The following is a 23,156-nucleotide window of genomic DNA, read 5'->3' on the forward strand; positions in this document are numbered from 1 at the left end:
GCACGCGTCCGGCGGGATGTCCGGCATGTGGCGATCTCGTGTCAACTACCGGCCAGGGGCTCCCGCCGGACGCGTGTGCTCCGTAAGGTCCGTGCCAATAGCGGGCCTTGACGAAAGGGGCCCGCCTGTCGAAGGGATCCCCGTGCGCCTTCCCCACCGGAACCGCGGCCGCAGGGCGCTGACCGCCCTCGTCGCCACCGCCGTCGCCGCCCCCGTCCTGATCGCCGCCTCGCCCGCCGACGCCCGGACCGGGGACGACCCGGCGCGGCAGCACCGCAAGGCCGAGCGGCTCGCGAGACAGCTGGAGCGGGAGTCGTCGGCGAAGGGTGCCTACCGGCACCTGAAGGCGTTCCAGCGGATCGCCGACGCCAACGGCGGCAACCGCGCCGCGGGGACGCCGGGCCACGAGGCGTCCACCACGTACGTGTACAAGCTCCTCAAGCAGGCCGGATACCGCGTCTCGTACCAGGACTTCACCATCTGGGACGCGAAGACGACGGCCGAGAAGCTGTCCGTCCTCTCCCCGGACCCGCGCGAACTGAAGGTCACGGCGGGCAAGTTGTCGCCGTCCACCCCCGCCGCCGGGATCCAGGCGCAGATCGCCGTCGCGCGTGCGGACGAGACGCCCGGCTGCACCGCGGACGACTACGCCTCGGACACCTTCACCGGGAAGATAGCCCTGATCAAGCGCGGGGTCTGCGGCTACGCCGAGAAGCAGGCGGCGGCCGCCAAGGCGGGCGCGATCGGCGCGATCATCTACAACCACAGCGGAACGGCCCCGGCGCGGCCGCGCTTCGACAGCCCCGCCGACGGGAAGATCCCCACCGCGGGCATCTCCCTGGCCGACGGCGAGGCGCTCACCGCGGCCGCCGCCAAGGGCCCGGTCAAGCTCTCCCTCACCGTCCAGCAGCAGCACATCGCGAAGACCACCCGCAACGTCGTCGCCGAGACGCGCGGCGGCGACGCGGACCACGTGGTCGCGCTCGGCAGCCACCTCGACTCCGTCCCCGAGGGCCCGGGCATCAACGACAACGGCTCCGGCTCCGCCGGCCTGCTGGAGGTCGCTCTCAAGCTCGCCCGCAAGACCCAGCACCCCACCAACAAGGTGCGCTTCGCCTGGTGGTCCGGCGAGGAGCTCGGCCTGCTCGGCTCCGACCACTACGTCAAGCAGCTCTCCCCCGAGCAGCGCAAGAAGATCGCGCTCTACCTCAACTTCGACATGATCGCCTCGCCCAACGCGGCCGAACTCGTCTACGACGGCGACGACTCCGACCACAAGGGCTCCGGCCCCGGCCCCAAGGGCTCCGCCGAGATCGAGAAGCTGATCACCGGCTACCTCGACCGCAAGCACAAGCCCCACGAGGGCACCGACTTCGACGGCCGCTCGGACTACGGCCCGTTCATCGACGCCGGCATCCCCGCGGGCGGCACCTTCACGGGCGCCGAGGGCATCAAGACCAAGGAGCAGGCCGAGAAGTTCGGCGGCACGGCGGGCGTCGCGTACGACCCCAACTACCACTCCAAGGGCGACACCCTTCAGAACATCGACCTGAAGTACTTCGACACCAACATCGATGTGATCGCGCACGCGGTGGGCATTTACGCGCATGACCTGAGCTCGCTGGGCTGACTCCCGGCGAGGAGCTCGGGGCTCCGGCACATGCGTACGTACGCGCCGGAGCCCCCCGGATCACTTCTCCCGGCTCACTTCTCCCGGGTCATCTCGAACCGGGCCAGCTCCCCGTCATCCGCGGCCCGGCGGAACCCCGCCTTCTCCAGCACCCGGACCGAGGCCGGGTTGGACAGCTCCACGTTGGCGAACACGGTGCGCACCTCCGGTGCGGCGAGCCCGAACTCCGCCAGGGCCCGGGCCGCCTCGGAGGCGTACCCCCGCCCCCGGCGCGAGGCCACGACGCCGTACCCGATCTCCAGGGCTCCTTCGGCAGGCGGCCAGAACAGCCCGAGCGACCCCACGGTCAGCCCGCTGTCGCGCTCGACGATCACCCGGTGCCCGAACTCGCCGAGCCAGCCGGGGAACTCCCCGAAGAGCCCGGCCACGACGAGATCGCCCTCGGTGGGAAAGTCGTCGGCCCAGCGCGCCGACCGGTCGCCGGCGAGGACGCCGGCGGCCTCGGCCGTGGTCCAGGGCCGGAGAACGAGGCGGTCGGTGATCAGGTCTGCATGGGTATGGAAGAGGGAAGTCACGTATCACTCCTGGTCGTTGGGAACGACCGGACCGCGCTCCGCCGCAGCGGCTATCGCACGGGCCGGACGAGGGCATGCCGATGAAGGCCGACGGCGGCCATATTCATCAACCTCCCTGGTCCAGTGATCACGCGCTCCTTGCGCGGACGGGACGGTAGCAACCTCGCCCCGGCCTGGGCAAATGGGTTTCAGTCAACCCGGCCGACGTGGCTGCCCTCGCCCTTGAGCCAGACGGTCCGTCCCGCCTCCGTCACGGTCGGCCCGAAATCGAGGATCTCCGGCCGTCCTTCCTCCTCCCACCAGGCCATCGCGTCGGCCACTTCGTCGTACAGCCGGCGAGGCCCCCACTGATGGGCCGTGTCGTGCGCCATGACCAGCCCATGAATCGTCGGAGCAGAACCAGTGCTCGGAACCCTGGCGCCAGTGGGCAACCGGGGCAGTCGTAGTCCTGCCGCGAACTCGGCATGAGGATCCGCCAGGAGCGACAGGTTGGTGTGGACATCACGTACTCGAGCCGCTTCCCATGCCACTCGGAGAAGAGCTCGTCGCTGTGCGACCGCGCGCGCTGTCCCCGCAAGGTCATGGGCGAGGCATCCGCTGAGGAAGACGATCGCTCGTCATCATGACCTTCATCGCCCCCCCGGCGGACCCATGCGATCACAGCACCGGGGCAAACCCTTGGCTCAGACATCGGGACGGAACGCGCGCTGCTCCGGCACGCTCCGTTTCACCGACTCCGCGTAGACGAGGGCATCGATCAGCTTCCGGGCCGTCATCAGCGGCACCGTGCCCAGGTAAACGTACGGCTCCCCGGACAGGGACGCCCGGCCCGTCAGCTGCGGCCACGAATCCCGGTCCCCGACCCTGATGCCCATCTCCTTGAGCACTCGCCCCAGCATGAACGCCGTGTCGTCGGCTCTCTTCTTGCCTGCCAGAAAGGCGTCGGCTTGCTGTGCGGCTGCTTCGATGTCCGTGGTCATGGAGATGACGCTAGGAGACCACAAGTGCCCACCGCGACAAAGTTGCAGTGGGTTGCAGTCCAATCAGTCAAGGGCGTCGATTGCCGACGTGATCAGTGACCGGGCACGGGACCCGTAGACGGCATGACCTTGAAGATCACCAAACGCCTTTACGTACATGGCCACCTCTCCGGGAGCAGTCACGGTGACCTGCGCGGTGAGGAGCTCGACAGCAGCTTCCCTGTCATCGAAGACGTTGAACGTCTCCAGCGGCCAGAGAGTACGAGTGACCTCGAAGGGGATCACTCCCAAGGACACTGTGGGCAGAGACATCACTGACAGGAGGTAGCCGAGTTGACCGGCCATGGCCTCGGCGTCCCCCACCCGGTAGCGCAGTACGGACTCTTCGACGAGCATCGCGAAGCGCCTGTTGCCGTCGCGGACGACGTGCGAGCGAGCGAGACGGGCGGCCACCGCGTCGACGACATCGTCGGGGGCTTCGCGAAACGCCGCGACGGATGAGATCAGGGCCGTCGCGTACGCCTCGGTCTGCAGGAACCCGGGGACGACGCTGGAACAGTAGACGCGGAAGTGACGCGTCTTCTCGTACAGCGGGATGTAGGACTCTTGGATCCTACGGAGCCCGGTGCGGTGGAGGCGCTTCCACTGCACGTACAGGGCTTCGGCAGTTCGGTTCGCCGCTATGAGGTCGGCTGCCTGCTCTCCCGCACCGCAGGCAAAGCACCATGCCCGGATGTCGGCATCCGACGGTGCAGTCCTGGCGTTCTCGATGCGGCTCGACTTCGCTTTGTGCCAACCGCACCGGACCGCCAGGTCATGCCCTGTGAGCCCCGCGTCCAGCCGTATCTCCCTCAGCCGCTCGGCAAGAGCTTCACGGGCGGCCTGGGCACTGGATGAGGGCGACGTGGGCATGTACTGGCAGTCCGGTGGTAGCGCTTGGTCAGACCTTGTATTTCTCGTGCGGGGTGCCGCGCTCCCACACTGCTTCGAACGCGGCGGCACACAGCTTGGCAGTAGCGGGATCCTCGGTCACCGAGGGGCCCGCCGACGCACCGTCGCCGGTGAAGTGATTGAACATCACCAACCGGCCATCGAACAACCAGAAGTCGTTTCCGGGCAAGGCGATGTCCGACGCTTGCCGACGCGACAGCCAGTGGACCTGCTCCCCAGCCGCGAGGTTGACCGAAGTGCCGGCATGCTCGTACCTGACGTACTCGGTCACCGGCTCGGACACGATCCGGGCCCGACGAACGACGACGCCTCGTGCAACAGTTCGGCGGATGAGGTCAACCCACGGGGCCCAGTAGTCCGAACCAGGATCGACATCCCGCTCCCCCACAGCCTTCCACCGCGCGAAGTCTCCCGCCTCCGGTCCGATCCCGTAGGAGTCCCGCATCTCCAGGTGCACAGCGGACAGTTGGGCTGACTCCAGAAGCTCCCTAAAGCTGGGCTGCTCGCTCAGCGGCATCGCACGCCTTCCTGATCAGCGGCACCATGCGGGCCGGGATGCGGATCACTGCTTCCGTGTCGGGCTTGGGACTGTTCTTCAGGCACTCGTCCTGGGTCTCCTGGTCGGCCAGCCATCCTTGGAAGACAAGGTTGGGCTCAGGGTCTTTCGCCAAATCTACCCACACCGCAGGGCACTCGTTGTGCCCGGTGTTCGGGTCGATCCCGATGAACCGTAGATCCATGACTGCCTCCTACTATCAGACCAGTTGCGGTTGGTTGCATGACCATTGCCTCTTGGGGCCATCCTGGTCAAGGGCGCACGCAGTCCACAGGGGAGCGCCCAGGCGCAGAGAGCCCCGAGCTCTCGACGCTCTCCGGCGACATGCGGATCGGGGTGGCGGACGAAGTGGGCTGGTCCCGCCAGCACTTGAACGCCCGGTTCCGCCGGGAGATCGGACTGCCTCCCAAGACCGTGGCCCGCATCGCCCGGCTGAAGCGGTGCCTGTCCCTGAGGTACGACACCGGGCTGCTCTCATGGGCGGACGCCGCCGCAGCGTCCGGCTACGCCGACCAGCCGCACCTCAACCGCGACTTCCGCATGCCGACCGGCTGTTCCCCGACCGGGTTCCACGCCCTCATGACGGACCGGCGCAGGGTACTGACGGGCGATCACCGCATGACGCATCTGCGACGGCGGTGCCCGACCGGACTGTCCCCGGAAGGAGTTCCCCGGAAACGACCGGCCGGGCCTGGAGGCCGGTGATCCCATTGGGCCGGGGCGTCAGCCGATCCGCACCCGCACGATCCGCCCCGACGCCTCCGTGACGAACAGGTCGCCGTCCGGGCCGAAGCCGCGGGCCGCGCGGACGCTCGTCGGCATGTGCAGCCCGGCGGCCAGGGTGCACGAGCCGCCCGTGGCCGGGTCGACGCGGATGAGTTCGCCCCGGGCGAAGGAGGCGACGACCACGTCGCCGTTGTCCAGGACCGTGAGGTCGTCCAGGACCTTCGCCTTCAAGGGATTCGGGCTCAGGCGCGCGACAGTGGTGTGGTGGGAAGGGTCGTCCAGGGGGACGCGGACGATCGAGGATCTCAGGTCGGTGATGACGCTCGCGTAGAGGTGGTCGCCCTCCAGGGCCAGGCCGTTGGTGCCGAAGACGGCCGCCTTGCGCGTCCACTCCTCGTCGCGCGTGCCGTCGGGGCGGATCTTGAGGATGCCGGTGGCGAGTTCACGGGTGAGGTAGAAGTTGCCGGCGTCGTCGATCGCCAGGCCGTTGATGCCGCGGGTGCCGGTGACGGCCTTCTCGGGGCGGGGGCGGTCGGAGGCCGGGTCGAAGCGGACGATGCCGGCGTCGCGGGCCAGGGGGCTGACGCCGTAGTTGACGTACATGCGGCCGTCGGGGCCGCGGCGGATGCCGCCCGGGCCGTTCACCGGGACGGTGGTGCGCAGCGTGCCGTCGGGGGCGTACCCCTCGACGCGGTTCTTGGTGAGGTGCGAGACCCAGAGCGTGCCGCGGCCGTCGAACTCCAGGTTCTCGCGCCAGTCCGTGAGGGGGATGCCGCCGGGGCGGAAGACCGTCGCGGTCGCGGTTTTCGGGCAGTGGTCCGCGGCCGATGCCGTCGGCTGCACGCCAACGAGCAGTGTTGTCGCCAGGCTTGCCGTCAGGAGCAGAGATCGTAAGCGCATCATCGCACCGTTGTAGCATGGCGGAATTCCGGTACAGAATGGCCTTTTATCGGAAGCGCGACACGCGGCGACGGCGACACGATCAACAGGTGTCCTCACAACGAAACGTCATACGACTGCTGTCCGCCGGCCACGCGTGCGTGGACGTCTATCAGGGCGCGGTCGCCGCGCTGGTGCCGTTCTTCGTCTCCGAGCGGGAGTACACCTACGCCGCCGCCTCCGGGATCGTCCTGGCCGCGTCCCTCCTGTCGTCCGTCGTACAGCCGTTGTTCGGGATGCTCACCGACCGGTGGCGGATGCCGTGGCTGCTGCCGGTGAGCACGGTGGCGGCGGGCGGCGGGGTCGCGCTGAGCGGGGTCGGCGGGTCGTACGCGGTGACCCTCGCCGTGGTGGCCGTGTCGGGGATCGGGGTCGCGGCCTACCATCCCGAGGCGGCGCGGGTGGCCCGCCGCGCGGCCGGGGGCGATCACTCCGCCATGGGCTGGTTCTCGCTCGGCGGCAACATCGGCTTCGCGGCGGCCCCGTTGCTGGTGGCGGCCGTCGTCGCCACGGGCGGTCTGCGGGCCTCGCCGCTGCTGGCCGTACCGGCGCTGGCGGCGGCGGTGCTGTACGTGGCGGTGCCGCGGACGGAGGGACGGCCCGGGCCGGGACCGGCCGTCGGTGCGGACGGGCGCCGCGACGACTGGCGGTCGTTCGCCCTGTTGTCGGGGGCCATCATGTGCCGTTCCGTCGTCTTCGTCGGGCTGAGCGCGTTCATCTCGCTGTACGTGCGCCAGCGCGCCGGCGGCGGCGAAGTCGCGGGCACGGCCGCCCTGTTCGTGCTCTACCTGGGCGGCGCCGTGGGCACGGTGGCCGGCGGACGCCTGGCGAACCGGTACAGCCGCGTCACCGTCGTGCGCCGGTCGTACGCGCTGTCCGTCCTCGCCGTCGCCGGCGTCGTCCTCGTCCCCGGCCCGGCGCTCTACGTGTTCGTCGCGCTGACCTCGGCCTGTCTGTACGTGCCGTTCTCGCTGCACGTCACGCTCGGCCAGGACTACCTGCCCCGGCACGTGGGCACGGCCGGCGGCGTCACCCTGGGGCTGGCCATCAGCGTCGGCGGGATCGCCGGTCCGGCCATCGGTGCCGTGGCCGACGCGGCGTCCCTGCGGACGGCCCTCGCCCCGCTGATCGTCCTGCCCGGCGTCGGCTGGCTGCTGCTGCGCCCGTTGCGCGAGCCGGAGGTGCCGGGGAGGGTCGACGCGCGGCCGGGGCGGACGGGGCAGGGGGGTCGAGCAGCGTCCGCAGGTCGCTGACCTCGTAACCCCGCGACCGCACCAGGTCGATGACCCTCGGCAGCGCCTCGGCGTCCAGCACCTGTCCCGAGCCGTCGCCGGAGCCGACGTGCATCTGGACGATCGCGCCGGGCGCCAGCACATCGGCGACGCGCCGCACCGCCTGCTCGACGGTCATGCCGCCGGCGGTGCCGACGTAGCCCTTGGTGTCCGTGGTCCACTCGATGTCCGCGAATCCGAGGGAGTTGACGTGGGCGATGCCCTGCGGCGTCGCCTCGCCGTAGGGGAAGCGGAAGAACGGCAGCGGGACGGTCCCGGTGGCGCGCAGCGCGCGGTCGGCGGCCGTGACCTCCCGCTCCACCCCGGCGCGGGAGAGCCCGGCGAAGTGCGGGTGGGTGTGGGAGTGGCTGCCGACGCCGTGCTCCCGGGCCATGGCGCGCACGGCGTCCGGGTGGCGCTCGGCGAACTGCCCGGTGGGGAAGAAGGTGGCGGGCGCCCGGTACCGGCGCAGGGTGCGCAGCACCTCGTCGAGCCCGGCGGTGTCCCAGGCGGCGTTGAAGGTGAGGGCGACGCGGCGGTCGGGCGTGGCGAAGGTGCGGTTGGCGGAGCCGTAGAAGTGCTCGACGGGCGCGGCGCGGGCCGTGCCCGTGGGCAGGCAGAGGAGGAGCAGCAGGGCGGCGGCCGGCGCGCGGAGAGGTCTCACAGGGCCGAGCATGCGCGGCGGGCGGCGCGGGCGCGCGAGGGCGGCGACCGATCGGGGGTTTGCCCCGGTATGCGAGGGGTACCCGGCGGCGGTGAACACACGCAGCGGACCGCGGACCGTCGTCGTCACCGGGGCGAGCGGCGGCGTCGGACGCGCCACGGCGCGGGCCTTCGCCGCGCGCGGCGACCGGGTCGCCCTGCTGGCCCGGGGCCGCAGGGGCCTCGACGCCGCCGCGCGCGAGGTCGTCGAGGCCGGCGGGCAGGCGCTGGTCGTGCCCGTGGACGTGGCCGACCACCTCGCCGTGCGCGCGGCGGCGGACCGGGTGGAGGAGGCGTTCGGCCCGGTGGACGTCTGGGTCAACAACGCCTCCGCGACCGTCTTCGCGCCCTTCGTCGAGATCGAGCCGGACGAGTTCCGGCGCGCCACCGAGGTCACCTATCTGGGCTGCGTGTACGGCACGCACGCCGCGCTGTCACGGATGCTGCCGCGCGACCACGGCACGATCGTCCAGGTCGGCTCGGCGCAGGCGTACCGGGGGATGCCGCTGCAGGCGGCCTACTGCGGGGCGGAGCACGCGATCCAGGGCATGAACGAGGCGCTGCGCTGCGAGCTGCTGCACGAGGGCAGCAAGGTGCGCACGACGATGGTGCAGTTGCCGGCCCTGAACACCCCCCAGTTCCGCTGGGCGCTGTCCCGTCTGCCGCACCGCCCGCGGCCCGTCCCGCCGGTCTACCAGCCGGAGGTGGCGGCGCGGGCGATCGTCCACGCGGCCGACCATCCGGACCGGCGCGAGCACTGGGTCGGCGGCAGCACGGTCGCCGCACTGCTGGCCAACGCGGTGGCGCCGGGGCTGCTGGACCGCTGTCTGGCCCGGACGGCCTTCGCCTCCCAGCAGACGGTGCTGCCGCGGGAGGACATGGACCCGGTCAATCTCTGGCACCCGGAGGACGGTCCCGACGGGCACGACTTCGGGGCGCACGGCACCTTCGACGACCGGGCGGTCCGCCACGGGGTGCAGCCGTGGCTGGCCCGGCACCGCGGCGCGGTGGCGGCGGTCGCGGCGGCGGCCGGAGTGGGCGCGGCGGGGCTGCGGCGGCGCCGCTGAGGGCCGCCCGCGCGGGTCACCCGTTCGGCCGTATTGCGCCACTCCCCGGCGCGGCCGCACCATGACCAGTACGACGCCGGAACCCGACAGGGTTCCCGGGCTCCTTCCGCCCGCCCCGCCGGGCCCGTATCCATCGCGATTCTCCGCTCCACGGGCCCTGGCGCAGCGCGTTCCACGGGCCCCTACCTAGGGGGTGGGCCGTGACCACGGCACCGCGCAACGACTCCGTTCCCGGGCGGCAGACGGCCGTCCGGCTGATCTTCGAGTACGAGGGGACGGACATCCGTCTGGTCTCCCGGCAGCGGGTGGAGATGGTCCCGCCGCCCGGCGACCCGCTCCACCCGGAGCAGGACCTGCACGGCTTCTGGGTGGAGGTCCGGGACGCGGGTCTCCACCCGCTCTACCGGCGCGTCATGCACCCTCCGGTGCGCCACGACGCCGAGGTGTTCTCCGACGACCCGGAGCGCTCGCTCGCCCGGGTGCCGGTGGACGAGCCGAAGGGGGCCTTCGCGGTGCTGGTCCCCGACCTGGCGGACGCCGATCACATCGCGCTGGTGAGCAGCCCGCCGGCCCCGGGGGCGACCGCCGCTCCCGCGACGGAGGTGGCGCGCTTCGCCCTGGGTCCGGGCGCGGACGAGGCGGGTACGGACGAGGGGGGACGCTGAGATGGGTACGGGGGACGGGGCCGTCGTCGGCACCACGAAAATCGTCGACAACGGTCCGGCGACGGTCCGCTGGAACCTGGTGATCATGGGGGACGGCTACCAGAACGCGCAGCTGGGGCAGTTCGCCACCGATACCCAGAACTTCGTCAACACCCTCTTCGCCACCGCGCCGTTCACCGCCCTGCGGTCCGCGGTCAACGTGTACCGGGTGGACGTCCGGTCCACCGACAGCGGGGCGGACGACCCCGCGGCCTGCGGCGGCACGGGGGCGACGGCCCGGACGTACTTCGACGCGGCGTTCTGCAACAACGGCGCCCGCCGGCTCCTGACCGTCGACACGGGCACGGCGCTGACGGCGGCGGGGAACGCCGTGCCGCAGTGGAACATGGTGATGGTCATCGTCAACTCCGCGGTGTACGGCGGGTCCGGCGGCCAGGTCGCGGTCTTCTCGCTCGCGGCCAACGCGAACGAGATCGGCCTGCACGAGATGGGCCACACCGCGTTCGGTCTGGCGGACGAGTACGAGTACTACCTCGGCTGCGGTGTCGACACCGACCGCAACGTCCACCCGGCGCTGGAGCCGGCCGAGCCCAACGTCACGATCGACGCGGGCCGGACGACCAACAAGTGGCGGGACCTGATCCTGGGTGCCACCGCCCTGCCGACGACGCGGAACGCGAACTGCGCGGTGTGCGACCCGCAGCCCAGTCCGGTGGGCGCGAACACCGTCGGCGCTTTCGAGGGCGCCCACTACTACCACTGCGCCGCGTACCGGCCGCAGTTCACCTGCCGGATGCGGGCGCTCGGCAATCCCTTCTGCGCCGTGTGCGAGCGCCGGATCCGCCAGACGCTGGCGCCCCACCTGCCGGTCGTCGTGAACCGGGTCGCCGCGGTCGCGCGGACCTCGGGCCACCTGGACGTCTTCTGGGCGAACACCGACGGCAAGGTGTGGAGCAACTGGTGGGACCAGGCGCCCGGGATGGGCTGGGGCGACCACGGTGCGTTCCCGATCGCCCGCGACTTCCCCGTGCCGGTGGCCCACGACGCGGCCGTGGCCACGGTGGCCCGGACGTCCGGGCACCTGGACGTCTTCTGGACCGGGCTGGACGGGAAGATCTGGAGCAACTGGTGGGACCAGGGCGCCGGGATGGGCTGGTACGACCACGGCGCCTTCCCCATCGCCCGCGACTTCCCGGCCGCCGCCTCGCCGGGCACGGGCCTCTCCGCGGTGGCCCGGACGTCCGGGCACCTGGACGTCTTCTGGACCGGGGTGGACCGGAAGATCTGGAGCAACTGGTGGGACCAGCAGGCGGGAATGGGCTGGTACGACCACGGCGCCTTCCCCATCGCCCGCGACTTCCCCGTGTTTCCGACGGAGGCGACCGCCGTCGCGTCGGTGGCCCGGACGTCCGGGCATCTGGATGTCTTCTGGGCGGGGAGCGACGGCAAGATCTGGAGCAACTGGTGGGACCAGGGCGCCGGGATGGGCTGGTGGGACCACGGGGCGTTCCCCATCGCCCGCGACTTCCCGGTCCCGCCCGCGCCCGATACCGGCATCGCCGCCGTCGCCCGGACCTCGGGGCACCTGGACGTCTTCTGGGCCGGCACCGACGGCAAGATCTGGAGCGCCTGGTGGGACCAGATCCCCGGCATGGGCTGGTACGACCACGGCGCCTTCCCGGTCTCCGCCTCCTTCCCCGTCCCGCCCGCACCCGGCACCGGCGTCGCCGCCGTCGCCCGGACCTCGGGGCACCTCGACGTCTTCTGGACCGGCACCGACGGCAAGGTGTGGAGCGCCTGGTGGGACCAGCAGGCGGGAATGGGCTGGTACGACCACGGGGTCTTCCCCGTCGCCCGCGACTTCCCGGTCCCGGCGGCCCCGGGCACGGGCGTCACCGCGGTCGCCCGGACGTCGGGGCATCTGGACGTCTTCTGGGCGGGGGCCAACGGGAGGGTGTGGAGCGCCTGGTGGGACCAGATCCCGGGGATGGGGTGGTACGACCACGGGGTGTTCTCCATCTGACGCCACCGGCGACCCGATGCCACCGGCGATCCGACGCCGATTGCACCGCGGATCACCCGTTCGAGCGGCGGAAGGCTGCGCTCCGGCGTGCCTGCGTGTGGGATGAGGACTGCGTGCGGTAAGAGCACCCGACCTCTCTCCCGAGCTGTGTGAGGAGCGGCAGATGACCTTCTCGGAGCGAGACGTGGCGGACGAGATCGAGCAGATGAAGGAGGACACGCTGAACCAGGTGGTCAGCGACGAGGACCGGGACGCCGGGCTCGCCGACGAGGAGTGGTGAGGGGACGGACCGGCCCCCCGCGCGGCGTCCAACGTTCGCGCCGCGCGGGGCACCACGGTAGACATGGGGTATGGCCCGAATCCGGGGCCGCTCCTGGAGGCCCTCGGGCCGCTGGTTCGCCGGCCGGCGCGCGGGCAGTCGGCACGAGCGGCGGCAGTGGCGGCACAGTCCACGCGGGGCGTCGTCGCGGCGTCCGTGGGCGGTGAAGAGCACCCGCAGCGTCGCCGGCCAGATGTTCCTGCTGCAGGTGCTGATCGTGCTGCTGCTCGTCGTGGCCGCGGTCGGCACGCTGCTGTTCCAGGCGCGGAGCGACAGGTTCCAGGCGGCGCGCGACCGGTCGCTCGCCGCGGCCGAGGCGTTCGCGCAGGCGCCCGGGCTGCCCGCCGTGATGGAGGGCCCCGACCCGTCGGCCGTCCTCCAGCCGCTGACCGAGGAGGCCCGCAAGCGCGGCGGCGTCGACTTCATCGTCGTCACCGACCGCGACGGCATGCGGTACACCCACCCCGAGCCGGGGGAGATCGGCAAGCGCTTCGTCGGCACCATCGGGCCCACCGTGACCTCCGGGAAGATCACTATCGAGGACGTGCACGGCCCGCTCGGCCAGGAGGTCCAGGCCATCGTCCCGGTGCGCGACGCGAGCGGCGCGATCATCGGCGTGGTCGCCTCCGGGATCAAGGTCAGCGCGGTCAGCAGCGCCTTCGACCGGCAGCTGCCCTTCGTCCTCGGCGCCGGCGCGGCGGCCCTCGCCCTGGCCACGGCGGGCACGGCGCTGGTCAGCCGGCGGCTGCGGCGGCAGACCCACGGCCTGGGCCCGGCCGAGATGACCCGGATGTACGAACACCACGACGCGGTGCTGCACGCCGTGCGCGAGGGCGTGGTCATCGTCGGCGGCGACGGACGCCTCCTGCTGGCCAACGACGAGGCGCGGCGCCTGCTGGACCTGCCGGCGGACGTGGAGGGCCGGCCCGTCGACGAGCTGGGGCTCGACGCGCGGACGGCCACGGTCCTGTCGTCCCGGCGCGCGGTCACCGACGAGGTGCTGCCCGTCGGCGACCGGCTGCTGGCCGTCAACCTCCGGCCCACCGACCGCGGCGGCGGCCCGCCCGGCAGCGTCGCCACCCTGCGGGACTCCACCGAGCTGCGGGCCCTGGCCGGCCGGGCGGAGGTGGCGCGCGGGCGGCTGCGGCTGCTGTACGACGCGAGCGTGGCCGTCGGCACGACCCTCGACGTCCGGCGCACCGCCGAGGAGCTCACCCGGGTGGCCTCGCCCCGGTTCACCGACTACGCCTCCGTGGACCTCGCCGAGCCCGTGCTGCACGGCGACGAGCCCAAGCTGTCGGCGCGGGGCGGCGCGGAGGCGGTGCTGCGCCGGGTGGCGCTCACCGGTCCGACGGACGACAGCCCGCTCTACCCGGCGGGCGAGCTGGTCACCTTCGCGGGGCCGACCCCGCAGGCCATCGGGTTCGTCAGCGGCCACCCCGTGCTCGTCCCCGACCTGGCCGCCTCCTCCGGCTGGCGCACCCAGGACCCGTCCCGCACCCAGGCCGTGCTGGACTACGGCCTCGTCTCGATGATCACGGTGCCGCTGAAGGCGCGGGGCGTGCTGCTGGGCATCGCCACCTTCTGGCGCACCCGGGACAGCGCGCCCTTCGAGGAGGACGACCTATCGCTCGCCGAGGAGCTGGCGGCGCGCGCCGCCGTGTGCGTCGACAACGCCCGCCGCTACACCCGCGAGCACGACATGGCCGTCGCCCTCCAGCACAGCCTGCTGCCGCGCGGCCTGCCCGAGCAGAACGCCCTGGACGTCGCCTACCGCTACCTGCCGGCCCAGGCCGGGGTGGGCGGCGACTGGTTCGACGTCATCCCGCTGCCCGGCGCGCGGGTCGCCCTGGTGGTGGGCGACGTGGTCGGGCACGGGCTGCACGCCGCCGCCACCATGGGCCGGCTGCGCACGGCCGTGCTGAACTTCTCCACCCTCGACCTGCCCCCGGACGAACTCCTCGGCCACCTCGACGAGTTGGTGGCCCGCATCGACCAGGAGGCGGCGGACGCGGAGGACGAGCCGTCCGTCGCGGGCGCCACCTGCCTGTACGCGGTCTACGACCCGGTGTCCGGCGTCTGTTCCCTGGCGCGCGCCGGCCACCCCCTGCCGGCCCTGGTCTCGCCGGACGGCACGGTGGACTTCCCCGAACTCCCCGCCGGGCCGCCGCTGGGCCTGGGCGGCCTGCCGTTCGAGGCCGCCGAACTGCGCCTGCCGGAGGGCAGCGGCCTCGTCCTGTACACCGACGGCCTGGTCGAGGACCGCCGCCGGGACATCGACGAGGGGCTGGCCGCCCTGCGCGGGGCGCTGTCGGCCGCCGGCCGCACCCCGCAGGAGACCTGCGAGGACGTCCTCGCCGCCCTGATGCCCGACCGGCAGACGGACGACATCGCCCTGATCGTGGCCCGTACGCGGACGCTGCCGGCCGACCGGATCGCGGAGTGGGAGCTGCCCTCCGACCCGGCGGTCGTGGCCCGCGCCCGGGCGGACGTGACCCGGCAGCTCGCCGAATGGGGCCTGGAGGAGGCGGTCTTCACGACCGAGCTGATCCTCAGCGAGCTGATCACCAACGCCATCCGGCACGCGTCCGGGCCGATCCGGGTGCGGCTGCTGCGCGACCGGATGCTGATCTGCGAGGTCTCCGACACGAGCAGCACGTCGCCGCACCTGCGGTACGCGGCGGCGGAGGACGAGGGTGGGCGGGGGTTGTTCCTGGTGGCGCAGTTGGCGGAGAGGTGGGGTACGCGGTATCTCCCTGGCGGGAAGGTGATCTGGGCGGAGCAGCCGTTGTCGTGACGGGGGTTGCTTGTGCCCCGGACCCTCCCCCAGAGGGGGTACCCCCACTTTCACCGTTTCTCGCGCGCTCCGCGCGGGGGTGCAACGCGGCTGCGCCGCGTTCGTCCTCAAGCGCCGGACGGGCTGGATTGGCGCGCCGAATCAGCCCGTCCGGCGCTTGAGGACATCGCCCGAAGGGCGATGCGGGGGTCCGGGGGCGAAGCCCCCGGGAAACGGTGAAAGGGCGGGGTCGGGGAACCCCCTACGGCATCAGCCCACTTCCCCCCGCACCTGCCGCGCCGCCGCCACCAGATGCTCCAGCGCCTCCCGCACCTCCACCCAACCCCGCGTCTTCAGACCGCAGTCGGGGTTCACCCACAGCCGCTCCGCCGGAACGGCCGCCAGCGCCCGGCGCAGCAGCGCCGTGACCTCCCCGGTGTCGGGGACCCGCGGCGAGTGGATGTCGTAGACACCGGGACCGACCTCCCGCGGATACCCGGCGGCAGCCAGCTCCCCCGCCACCTGCATGTGCGAACGCGCCGCCTCCAGGCTGATGACATCGGCATCGAGGTCGTCGATCGCCTGGAGTACATCGCCGAACTCGGCGTAGCACATGTGCGTATGGATCTGGGTCTCCGCCCGCACCCCCGACGTGGAGAGGCGGAACGCCTCCGTGGCCCACGCGAGGTACCCCGGGCGCCCGGCGGCCCGCAGCGGCAGCGTCTCCCGCAGCGCCGGCTCGTCCACCTGGATGACGGACGTCCCCGCGGCCTCCAGGTCGGCGACCTCGTCGCGCAGGGCGAGGGCGACCTGCCGGGCGGTCTCGCCGAGCGGCTGGTCGTCGCGGACGAAGGACCAGGCGAGCATGGTGACGGGACCGGTCAGCATGCCCTTGACGGGACGGCCGGTCAGCGACTGGGCGTAGGAGGTCCAGCGGACGGTCATCGGGCCCGGGCGGGAGATGTCGCCGGCGAGGATCGGCGGACGCACGTACCGCGTGCCGTAGGACTGCACCCAGCCGTGCTGCGTGGCCAGATACCCCGTGAGCTGCTCGGCGAAGTACTGGACCATGTCGTTGCGTTCGGGCTCGCCGTGCACCAGGACGTCGATCCCGGCCTTCTCCTGGAAGGAGATGACCTCGCGGATCTCGGCCTCGATCCGCTCCTCGTAGCCCGTGGTGTCGATGCGCCCGGCGCGCAGGTCGGCGCGGGCGGTGCGCAGTTCGGTGGTCTGCGGGAAGGAGCCGATGGTGGTCGTCGGCAGCGGCGGCAGGCCGAGCCGCGCGCGCTGGGCGGCGGCCCGCCCGGGGTACGGGAGCGCGCGCCGCGCGTCGGCGTCGGTGACGGCGGCGGTGCGGGAGCGCACGGCCGGGTCGTGGGTGATGGGCGAGCCCGCCCTGGAGGCCAGATCGGCCCGGTTGGCGGCGAGTTCGGCGGCGATCGCGTCGGTGCCGCGCTCCAGGGCGCGCGCCAGGAGGACGACCTCGGTGGTCTTCTGGCGGGCGAAGGCGAGCCAGCGGACGATCTGCCCGTCGATGTCCCGTTCGGCGGTCACGTCGAGCGGCACGTGCAGCAGCGAGCAGGACGCCGCGACGTCCACGCGTCCGGCGAGGCCGAGGAGCGTGCCGAGGGTGGTCAGCGACCCGGCGAGGTCGTTGATCCACACGTTGCGGCCGTCCACGACGCCGGCGACCAGCCGCTTGCCGGGCAGGCCGCCCACGGCCGCGAGGTCGTCGAGGTTGCCGGCGGCGGGTCCGGTGAAGTCCAGGGCGAGGCCGTCGACGGGGGCCTTGGCGAGGACGGGCAGCGCGTCGCCGAGCCGGTCGAAGTAGGAGGCGACCAGCAGCTTCGGCCGGTCGGTGAGGGCGCCGAGATCCCGGTAGACCCGTGCGGCGGCGCTCAGTTCGGCCGGGGTGCGGTCCTGGACGAGGGCGGGCTCGTCGAGCTGGACCCACTCGGCGCCGGCGGCCCGCAGGTCCGCGAGGACCTCGGCGTAGACGGGCAGCAGCCGGTCGAGCAGGGTCAGCGGGTCGAAGCCGGCCGCGACGCCCGGGGCGGGCTTGGCGAGCAGGAGGTAGGTGAGGGGACCGACGAGGACGGGGCGCGCGTCGAGGCCGAGCGCGCGGGCCTCGCGGAACTCGGTGACCTGCTTGGTGGAGTCGGCCGTGAAGACGGTGTCCGGGCCCAGTTCGGGCACCAGGTAGTGGTAGTTGGTGTCGAACCACTTGGTCATCTCCAGGGGCGCGACGTCCTGCGTCCCCCGGGCCATGGCGAAGTAGCCGTCCAGGGCGTCCGCCTCGACGGCGGCGCGGTGCCGGGCGGGGATCGCGCCGACCATGACGGTGGTGTCCAGGACGTGGTCGTAGTACGAGAAGTCGCCGGTCGGCACCTCGTGCACCCCGGCCTCGGCGAGGCCCCGCCAGGTGGCGGCGCGCAGCGCGGCGGCGGTGCGCCGGAGTCCGGCGGCGTCGACCCGGCCCTTCCAGTAGCCCTCGACGGCCTTCTTCAGTTCCCGGCCGGCACCCTGGCGGGGGTAGCCGTACACGGTGGCCCGTGCTGCCGCGGCTGCGGACTTGCTGGTCACAACACTCTCCTTCGCGAGCACTGATCGGCGTCCCGGGGACGGGTGCGAAGACGCGAAGGGACGAACGACCGCGGGCTCCTGTTCGGCACGCCCGCCTGCCGTCGTCGCGTTCGCCGACCCGCCCACGAGGTCACCGGAACTCCGCGCGCGTCTCTCGCACGCGGGCAGTGGCAGGTCTTCGGACTCACGGGCACGTCCTCGCGTCGAGGACACCTACTGGCCGTCGCTTCCCAAGCCCTTCTCCGGGCCCAGTGCGTATGACGGCGGTCGTTCCCGCTCACCGCTGCGGGGCAGTCCCGGATTCCCACCGGGTTCCCTCTTGCGACGCGCCTGCCTGGCGGGCAGGGCGAACCAGCTGCACCGTCAGCGTAGGGGTTGCCCGCCCGCCCGGGAAGGTGATGTAAACCTCACCTGTACCGAGTAGCCCATGGTTTCGGAACCCGAATGGCCCAAATGCGAGGCCGCGTCCGCCCTAGCCTCGTGTTCCGTACCAGCACCATGCACGAACGGATCCCCCCATGCGCATCTTCGTCGCGGGCGCCACCGGCGCCGTCGGCCGTCACCTCGTCCCCCTCCTGCTGAAGGCCGGGCACGAGGTCACCGGGGCCTCCCGCACGCCGGACGGGACCGAGCTCGTGCGGTGCATGGGCGCCTCCGCCGTCCGGGTGGACGCCCTCGACGCGGACGGCCTGCGGCGGGCGGTGGCCGAGGCGGCGCCGGACGCGGTGATCCACCAACTCACCGATCTGGCGGGGGCGGACGGCCGCGCCAACACGAGGCTGCGCCGCGAGGGCACCCGGAACCTGGTGGACGCGGCGCGGGCCGCCGGGGTCCGGCGGATCGTCGCCCAGTCCGTCTCCTGGGCCTACGCCCCCGGCGACGGCCCGGCCGACGAGTCCGTCCCCCTCGACCACGCCGCCGGGCCGCCCCGCGCGTCGGTGATCGACGGCATCCGCGCGCTGGAGGAGACGGTCGCGGAGCTGGAGACGGCGGTGGTGCTGCGGTACGGCATCCTGTACGGCCCGGGGACGTGGTACGCGCCCGGCGGCGCGGTGGCCGCCGCACTGCGCGGCGGACCCGCCGCCTTCCTCGGCGGCGTGACCGCCGACGACGGCGTGAGCTCCTTCGTCCACGTCGCGGACGCGGCGTCGGCGGCGGTCGCCGCGCTGGACTGGCCGTCGGGCCCGGTGAACGTGGTGGACGACGAGCCGGCGCGGGGGCGGGAGTGGCTGCCGGTGCTGGCGGGGGCGCTGGGGGTGGCGGCGCCGGGGCCGGTGGAGGGTGGTGCGGGATGGGAGCGGGGTGCGCTCAACTCCCTGGCTGTGGCGCGGGGTTGGCGCCCGGATCACCCGACGTGGCGGGAGGGCTTCGGGCGGCAGGTGGTGTGAGGGGGTGGTTTATGCCCCGGGCCCGCCCTTTCACCGTTTCTTCCGGGGCAAGCCCCCGGGCCCGGGCGGAGCCCGGAAGACACGGTGAAAGTGGGGGTGCCCCCTCTGGGGGAGGGTCCGGGGCACACCCCCCACCCGCCCCCTCCCGCACCGAAAAACAAGGGGCGAGCCCACGAGGTCACCCAACCCGCGAGCCCGCCCCAGCCCGGGAAAACTCACGCACTCCCCCGCCGCACCCCCGCGAAGTCCGGCCCGAACGCCCCCGGTGGCTCCGCCCCCAGCACCGTGCGCGCCACGACGCCCCGCGCCTCCTCGGCCCGTGCCCCCGGCTCCTCCGCCGCGAGCACGGACGCCTCCTCGGCGAGGAGCCTCAGCACCGCCGCCGGTGAGATCACGTCGTGACGCAGCCACTGCCACACCTGGCAGCGGGCGGTCTCCGCCGTGGCCGCGTCCTCCACCAGGCCACGCCACACGACCGACGTACCGCCGCGCAGCCAGGAGTCTCCGCAGCGCAGTGCGATGCCCAGCGCGGCGCGCACACCGGCCTCCGTGGGCCGGCCGCTCGTCCGGTGCACGGACAGCAGCCCGCTCCCCGTCACATGGACGTCCTCACGGGTGCGTTCGAGCTGGTGAGGGCGGCCGGACAGGACGGTGTCGAAGGCCGTGCGGCAGACGGGCACGAGGTCCGGGTGCGCGACGCGCGAGCCGTCGAATCCGTCCTCCGCCTCGCGCTCCTTCTCCAGCCGCACCCGCGCCAGCACAGCCTCGTGCGCCGCCTCGTCGGCACCCGGCACCTGCGCGGCCGACGCCCCGATCGCGTGGGCGCCGCGCCGGTGGCAGGTGCGGACGAGCAGTTCGGCGTACGCCCGCAGGAAGGGCGCGGTCATCGTGACCTTGGCGCGGTCCGGGAGGAGGAAGTCCGGCCGGTGCGGGAAAGCCCGTACGACACTGGCGAGATAGCGCCGGGGATCGGCGGCCAGACCGGCACTGCGGGAGCGCAGTTCGTAGAGGATCTCCTCCATCTCGAAGGCGGCGCCGATCGTTTCGACGGGCACGGTGGCACGGACCGTGCCGTACGCGAGGCCGAGCCGTTCCTCGGCGAAGGCGAAGACGTCGTTCCACAGCCGCGCCTCCAGGTGGTTCTCCACCTGGGGGAGGCAGAAGTACGGTCCAGGCGCGGCGCCGCTCCCCCGCCGGGCCCGGTGGAAGAGGTGGAGCCCGGCGTCGACAAGGGCGGCCGCGGCGGGACGCCCGGCGATCTGCAGGTGCTTCTCGGTGAGGTGCCAGCCGCGCGGGCGGACCAGGACGGTCAGCGGCGACCCCAGGACGTGCGCCTGCCCGTCGACGACCCGGTTCCAGGCGGGCGCCACGCCGTCCGCGAAGTCGGCGACCCAGGCCGGGGCGCCGGAGGCGGACGCCCCGTCCGCGCCCTCCCGGGTGGGCGGGCCGGTGATCTCGACGCGGCGGTCGACGAGCCCGGGCGCGGGCGCGGCCACGCGCCAGGAGCGGTCGGCCCGGACGGCGGAGGTGGCCGGGACGTGGTCGAGGGCTCCGCCGCCGGCCAACAGCGCGGCGCGGTGCCGCCGTTCGGCCAGCAGCCCGGCCCGCCGGCCGGCGAAGGCGGAGTCGAGGCGGGCGACGAAGTCGAGGGCTTCGGGGGTGAGGACCTCGTCGGAGCGGGCGGGCCGGTCGCCGAGGAGGTGGACGGTCGGGGCGAGGATGGGTGCGGTCATGGTCGTCTCCTGGGGGACCGGTCCGCCCGGCACGGGCCTAGTGGAACTGCTCTTCCTCGGTGGAGCCGGTCAGGGCTGTGGTGGACGAGGCGGGGTTGACCGCCGTCGAGACGAGATCGAAGTACCCGGTACCCACCTCGCGCTGGTGCCTCACCGCTGTGAAGCCGTCCTCCTGCGCGGCGAACTCCCGCTCCTGCAGCTCGACATAGGCCGTCATCCCGTGCTCGGCGTAGCCGCGGGCGAGGTCGAACATGGCGTGGTTGAGGGAGTGGAATCCGGCCAGGGTGATGAACTGGAAGCGGTAGCCCATCGCGCCCAGCTCCCGCTGGAACTTGGCGATCTGGTCGTCGTCGAGCGCGGCCTTCCAGTTGAAGGAGGGCGAGCAGTTGTAGGCGAGCATCTTGTCCGGGTGCTCGGCGTGGACGGCCTCGGCGAACTCGCGGGCCTGGGCGAGGTCGGGGGTGCCGGTCTCCACCCAGAGCAGGTCCGCGTACGGCGCGTAGGCCAGGCCGCGGGCGATGACCGGCGCCATGCCGTTCTCCACCCGGTGGAAGCCCTCGGCCGTCCGCCCGCCCGTGCAGAACCGCGCGTCGCGCTCGTCCACGTCACTGGTCAGCAGGTTCGCCGCCAGCGCGTCCGTCCGCGCGACGATCAGGGTCGGCACCCCGGCGATGTCGGCGGCCAGGCGCGCCGCGTTGAGCGTGCGGACGTGCTGCGCGGTGGGGACGAGCACCTTCCCGCCCAGGTGCCCGCACTTCTTCTCGGACGCCAGCTGGTCCTCGTAGTGGATGCCCGCCGCGCCGGCCGCGATCATCGCCTTCGTCAGCTCGAACGCGTTCAGCGGCCCGCCGAACCCGGCTTCCGCGTCCGCGACGATCGGCGCCAGCCAGTCGACCGGGTCGTCCCCCTCGGCCGTGGCGATCTGGTCCGCGCGCAACAGCGCGTTGTTGATCCGGCGCACCACCACCGGAACCGAGTTGGCGGGGTAGAGGCTCTGGTCCGGGTACGTGTGCCCCGCCTGGTTCGCGTCCGCCGCGACCTGCCAGCCGGACAGGTAGATCGCCTGGAGGCCGGCCCGGACCATCTGCACCGCCTGACCGCCCGTCAGGGCGCCCAGCGCGTGCACGTACTCGCGCTCGTGCAACTGCCGCCACAACCGCTCCGCACCACGCCGCGCCAGGGTGTGCTCCTCGCGCACACTGCCCGACAGCCGCACCACGTCCTCCGCGGAGTAGGTCCGCCGGATCCCCTTCCACCGCGGATCCGTCGCCCACTGCCGCGTCAATTCCTCGGCCGTCGTCGTGCCTGCCTGCGCCATGACCGTCTCCCGGTTCGCGTCGACCTTCACGTTCGTCTCCGTGGCAAGCGGAGCCCCTTGCGCCGAAGCCCCTTGTACCGAAGCACCATGCACTGAAGCCCCTTGTACCGCGCGGTAGTTCAGATGAGCACGGTCGAACTCCGACGAGCCACACCACGACTGTGACAGTGGCACTCAGTGCCATCAACAGTCGCTTCCCGCCAATTTCCGCGAACGTCCGGCGTCCGGTGGGCGAACGCGCGGCGACTCACGCGCGCAGCGCCCGCCCGCAGCGCCAGTTCCACCGCCCCGCCCGCCCGGTGAGCTCCGTCGCCGTCAGCGGCGGGACGTCCAGCCGCCAGAAGACGGCGGGCGACAGGCCCAACGCGCCGATCACGGCGGCGCGGACGACGGCCGGCGGGACGACGGCCAGCACCCTGCCACCGGCCTCGGCCTGCGACGCGAGCCATCCCGCGGCCCGCGCGACCAGGGCGGGCAGCGCCTCCCCGCCGTGCGGCGCCGCCTCGGGGTCCGACAGCCAGGCGGCCATCGCCTCCGGCTCGTCCGCGGCCACGTCGTCGAGCTCCCTGCCCCGCCACCGCCCTACGTCCAGATCGCCCAACTCCGTTGCTGGCACCGCGTGCACTCCCAGGGCGTCCACGGTCGCCCGGCAGCGCGCCTCCGGGGCGGAGTACGCCCGGACGAAGGCGGGCAGAGCGCCCGCGGCCGCCTCCGCCCGCCGCAACGCGGCCGCGTCCGGCATCTCGTCGCCGAAGCGCGCCACCTGCCCCGTGACCGGCGCGACCAGCACCACCCGTACCGTCAATCCCGCTCCTCCTCTCCAGCCCCGCACGGCCGGCGACTGGCGCCCCTCCGTGCGCGGGTGCGCATCTCCCCGCCCGTAGCCGGGCGTTGGCTCAAACGGTACGGTCACCGGGACGCCGGCGACGAAGTTGGCGGAAGCCGGTGGGACTC

19 protein-coding genes, 1 pseudogene and 1 riboswitch are annotated in these 23,156 nt (G+C 72.9%); of the genes and pseudogenes, 8 read left to right on the plus strand and 12 right to left on the minus strand.

The window, feature by feature from the left end; translation table 11 throughout:
• The first annotated feature begins 142 nt into the window (after positions 1 to 142).
• Entirely contained in the window at positions 143 to 1,630 is a 1,488-nt protein-coding gene (locus I5Q34_RS31730; RefSeq protein WP_277965560.1) for a M28 family metallopeptidase, read from the plus strand.
• 74 nt (positions 1,631 to 1,704) lie between these two features.
• On the opposite strand, the gene I5Q34_RS31735 is transcribed toward I5Q34_RS31730, so the two are convergent.
• The 6 genes from I5Q34_RS31735 to I5Q34_RS31760 all read right to left on the minus strand — a co-directional run bounded on the left by I5Q34_RS31735 (position 1,705) and on the right by I5Q34_RS31760 (position 4,876).
• A complete protein-coding gene (locus I5Q34_RS31735; RefSeq protein ID WP_199895894.1) occupies positions 1,705 to 2,205 on the minus strand; it encodes a GNAT family N-acetyltransferase in 501 nt (166 codons plus the stop codon).
• A gap of 188 nt (positions 2,206 to 2,393) precedes the next feature.
• Positions 2,394 to 2,576, minus strand: coding sequence for a hypothetical protein (locus tag I5Q34_RS31740; RefSeq protein WP_199895895.1), 183 nt, complete (start codon positions 2,574 to 2,576; stop codon positions 2,394 to 2,396).
• Between the two features lie 312 nt (positions 2,577 to 2,888).
• Complete coding sequence (locus tag I5Q34_RS31745) at positions 2,889 to 3,185, minus strand: hypothetical protein (RefSeq protein WP_199895896.1); 297 nt, start codon at positions 3,183 to 3,185, stop codon at positions 2,889 to 2,891.
• Positions 3,186 to 3,248: 63 nt separating this feature from the next.
• Positions 3,249 to 4,097 (minus strand): helix-turn-helix transcriptional regulator, encoded by an 849-nt coding sequence (locus I5Q34_RS31750; RefSeq protein ID WP_199895897.1) that lies wholly within the window; start codon positions 4,095 to 4,097, stop codon positions 3,249 to 3,251.
• 28 nt (positions 4,098 to 4,125) lie between these two features.
• Entirely contained in the window at positions 4,126 to 4,653 is a 528-nt protein-coding gene (locus I5Q34_RS31755) for a DUF6879 family protein (RefSeq protein WP_199895898.1), read from the minus strand.
• The gene (locus I5Q34_RS31760) at positions 4,625 to 4,876 is read right to left on the minus strand and encodes a hypothetical protein (RefSeq protein ID WP_199895899.1); all 252 of its coding nucleotides are present in this window, start codon (positions 4,874 to 4,876) and stop codon (positions 4,625 to 4,627) included. The genes I5Q34_RS31755 and I5Q34_RS31760 overlap by 29 nt, the downstream gene beginning before the upstream one ends.
• A gap of 140 nt (positions 4,877 to 5,016) precedes the next feature.
• Here I5Q34_RS31760 and I5Q34_RS31765 point away from each other — a divergent pair, with 140 nt between their 5' ends.
• Complete coding sequence (locus I5Q34_RS31765; protein ID WP_199895900.1) at positions 5,017 to 5,397, plus strand: helix-turn-helix domain-containing protein; 381 nt, start codon at positions 5,017 to 5,019, stop codon at positions 5,395 to 5,397.
• An 18-nt stretch (positions 5,398 to 5,415) separates the two neighbouring features.
• Here the strand turns inward: I5Q34_RS31765 and I5Q34_RS31770 are convergent, their stop codons facing one another.
• On the minus strand, positions 5,416 to 6,261 hold the full coding sequence (locus I5Q34_RS31770; protein ID WP_199895901.1) for an SMP-30/gluconolactonase/LRE family protein: 846 nt from the start codon (positions 6,259 to 6,261) through the stop codon (positions 5,416 to 5,418).
• A gap of 167 nt (positions 6,262 to 6,428) precedes the next feature.
• On the opposite strand from I5Q34_RS31770, the gene I5Q34_RS31775 reads away from it, so the two are divergent.
• Complete coding sequence (locus tag I5Q34_RS31775; protein ID WP_374193083.1) at positions 6,429 to 7,610, plus strand: MFS transporter; 1,182 nt, start codon at positions 6,429 to 6,431, stop codon at positions 7,608 to 7,610.
• Positions 7,611 to 7,881: 271 nt separating this feature from the next.
• Here I5Q34_RS31775 and I5Q34_RS35280 read toward each other — a convergent pair.
• A pseudogene (locus I5Q34_RS35280) lies at positions 7,882 to 8,304 on the minus strand (polysaccharide deacetylase family protein); the annotation flags it as partial.
• 79 nt (positions 8,305 to 8,383) lie between these two features.
• Here I5Q34_RS35280 and I5Q34_RS31785 point away from each other — a divergent pair.
• The 4 genes from I5Q34_RS31785 to I5Q34_RS31800 all read left to right on the plus strand — a co-directional run bounded on the left by I5Q34_RS31785 (position 8,384) and on the right by I5Q34_RS31800 (position 15,201).
• Positions 8,384 to 9,397: an SDR family oxidoreductase gene (locus I5Q34_RS31785; RefSeq protein ID WP_277965562.1), complete on the plus strand. Its 1,014-nt coding sequence runs from the start codon at positions 8,384 to 8,386 to the stop codon at positions 9,395 to 9,397.
• 200 nt (positions 9,398 to 9,597) lie between these two features.
• The gene (locus tag I5Q34_RS31790; RefSeq protein ID WP_199895903.1) at positions 9,598 to 10,062 is read left to right on the plus strand and encodes a hypothetical protein; all 465 of its coding nucleotides are present in this window, start codon (positions 9,598 to 9,600) and stop codon (positions 10,060 to 10,062) included.
• A gap of 1 nt (position 10,063) precedes the next feature.
• A complete protein-coding gene (locus tag I5Q34_RS31795) occupies positions 10,064 to 12,085 on the plus strand; it encodes a M64 family metallopeptidase (RefSeq protein ID WP_199895904.1) in 2,022 nt (673 codons plus the stop codon).
• A gap of 350 nt (positions 12,086 to 12,435) precedes the next feature.
• On the plus strand, positions 12,436 to 15,201 hold the full coding sequence (locus I5Q34_RS31800) for a SpoIIE family protein phosphatase (RefSeq protein ID WP_374193078.1): 2,766 nt from the start codon (positions 12,436 to 12,438) through the stop codon (positions 15,199 to 15,201).
• Between the two features lie 249 nt (positions 15,202 to 15,450).
• Here I5Q34_RS31800 and metE read toward each other — a convergent pair whose 3' ends face one another.
• Positions 15,451 to 17,763, minus strand: coding sequence for a 5-methyltetrahydropteroyltriglutamate--homocysteine S-methyltransferase (metE, locus tag I5Q34_RS31805; protein WP_199895905.1), 2,313 nt, complete (start codon positions 17,761 to 17,763; stop codon positions 15,451 to 15,453).
• 151 nt (positions 17,764 to 17,914) lie between these two features.
• Positions 17,915 to 18,134: riboswitch (cobalamin riboswitch) on the minus strand.
• 147 nt (positions 18,135 to 18,281) lie between these two features.
• Here metE and I5Q34_RS31810 point away from each other — a divergent pair.
• Positions 18,282 to 19,151 (plus strand): NAD(P)-dependent oxidoreductase, encoded by an 870-nt coding sequence (locus I5Q34_RS31810; protein WP_199895906.1) that lies wholly within the window; start codon positions 18,282 to 18,284, stop codon positions 19,149 to 19,151.
• 215 nt (positions 19,152 to 19,366) lie between these two features.
• On the opposite strand, the gene I5Q34_RS31815 is transcribed toward I5Q34_RS31810, so the two are convergent.
• The 3 genes from I5Q34_RS31815 to I5Q34_RS31825 form a co-directional block, all read right to left on the minus strand.
• Positions 19,367 to 20,884, minus strand: coding sequence for a malate synthase (locus I5Q34_RS31815; protein ID WP_199895907.1), 1,518 nt, complete (start codon positions 20,882 to 20,884; stop codon positions 19,367 to 19,369).
• Positions 20,885 to 20,921: 37 nt separating this feature from the next.
• Positions 20,922 to 22,202: an isocitrate lyase gene (gene aceA / locus I5Q34_RS31820; RefSeq protein WP_199896080.1), complete on the minus strand. Its 1,281-nt coding sequence runs from the start codon at positions 22,200 to 22,202 to the stop codon at positions 20,922 to 20,924.
• 247 nt (positions 22,203 to 22,449) lie between these two features.
• Positions 22,450 to 23,007, minus strand: a complete 558-nt coding sequence (locus I5Q34_RS31825; RefSeq protein ID WP_234429718.1) for a histidine phosphatase family protein — start codon at positions 23,005 to 23,007, stop codon at positions 22,450 to 22,452.
• Between the last annotated feature and the right edge of the window lie 149 nt (positions 23,008 to 23,156).

The organism is Streptomyces sp. AV19, assembly GCF_015999245.1.
GTDB lineage: Bacteria > Actinomycetota > Actinomycetes > Streptomycetales > Streptomycetaceae > Streptomyces.

Excerpts from the sequence above, each read along its gene's own strand:
- I5Q34_RS31740 (WP_199895895.1), bottom strand. The coding sequence starts at position 2,576 with ATGGCGCACGACACGGCCCATCAGTGGGGGCCTCGCCGGCTGTACGAC.
- I5Q34_RS31760 (WP_199895899.1), bottom strand. The coding sequence starts at position 4,876 with ATGGATCTACGGTTCATCGGGATCGACCCGAACACCGGGCACAACGAG.
- I5Q34_RS31795 (WP_199895904.1), top strand. The coding sequence starts at position 10,064 with ATGGGTACGGGGGACGGGGCCGTCGTCGGCACCACGAAAATCGTCGAC.
- I5Q34_RS31765 (WP_199895900.1), top strand. The coding sequence starts at position 5,017 with ATGCGGATCGGGGTGGCGGACGAAGTGGGCTGGTCCCGCCAGCACTTG.
- I5Q34_RS31800 (WP_374193078.1), top strand. The coding sequence starts at position 12,436 with ATGGCCCGAATCCGGGGCCGCTCCTGGAGGCCCTCGGGCCGCTGGTTC.
- I5Q34_RS31750 (WP_199895897.1), bottom strand. The coding sequence starts at position 4,097 with ATGCCCACGTCGCCCTCATCCAGTGCCCAGGCCGCCCGTGAAGCTCTT.
- I5Q34_RS31810 (WP_199895906.1), top strand. The coding sequence starts at position 18,282 with ATGCGCATCTTCGTCGCGGGCGCCACCGGCGCCGTCGGCCGTCACCTC.
- aceA (WP_199896080.1), bottom strand. The coding sequence starts at position 22,202 with ATGGCGCAGGCAGGCACGACGACGGCCGAGGAATTGACGCGGCAGTGG.
- I5Q34_RS31755 (WP_199895898.1), bottom strand. The coding sequence starts at position 4,653 with ATGCCGCTGAGCGAGCAGCCCAGCTTTAGGGAGCTTCTGGAGTCAGCC.
- I5Q34_RS31815 (WP_199895907.1), bottom strand. The coding sequence starts at position 20,884 with ATGACCGCACCCATCCTCGCCCCGACCGTCCACCTCCTCGGCGACCGG.
- I5Q34_RS31745 (WP_199895896.1), bottom strand. The coding sequence starts at position 3,185 with ATGACCACGGACATCGAAGCAGCCGCACAGCAAGCCGACGCCTTTCTG.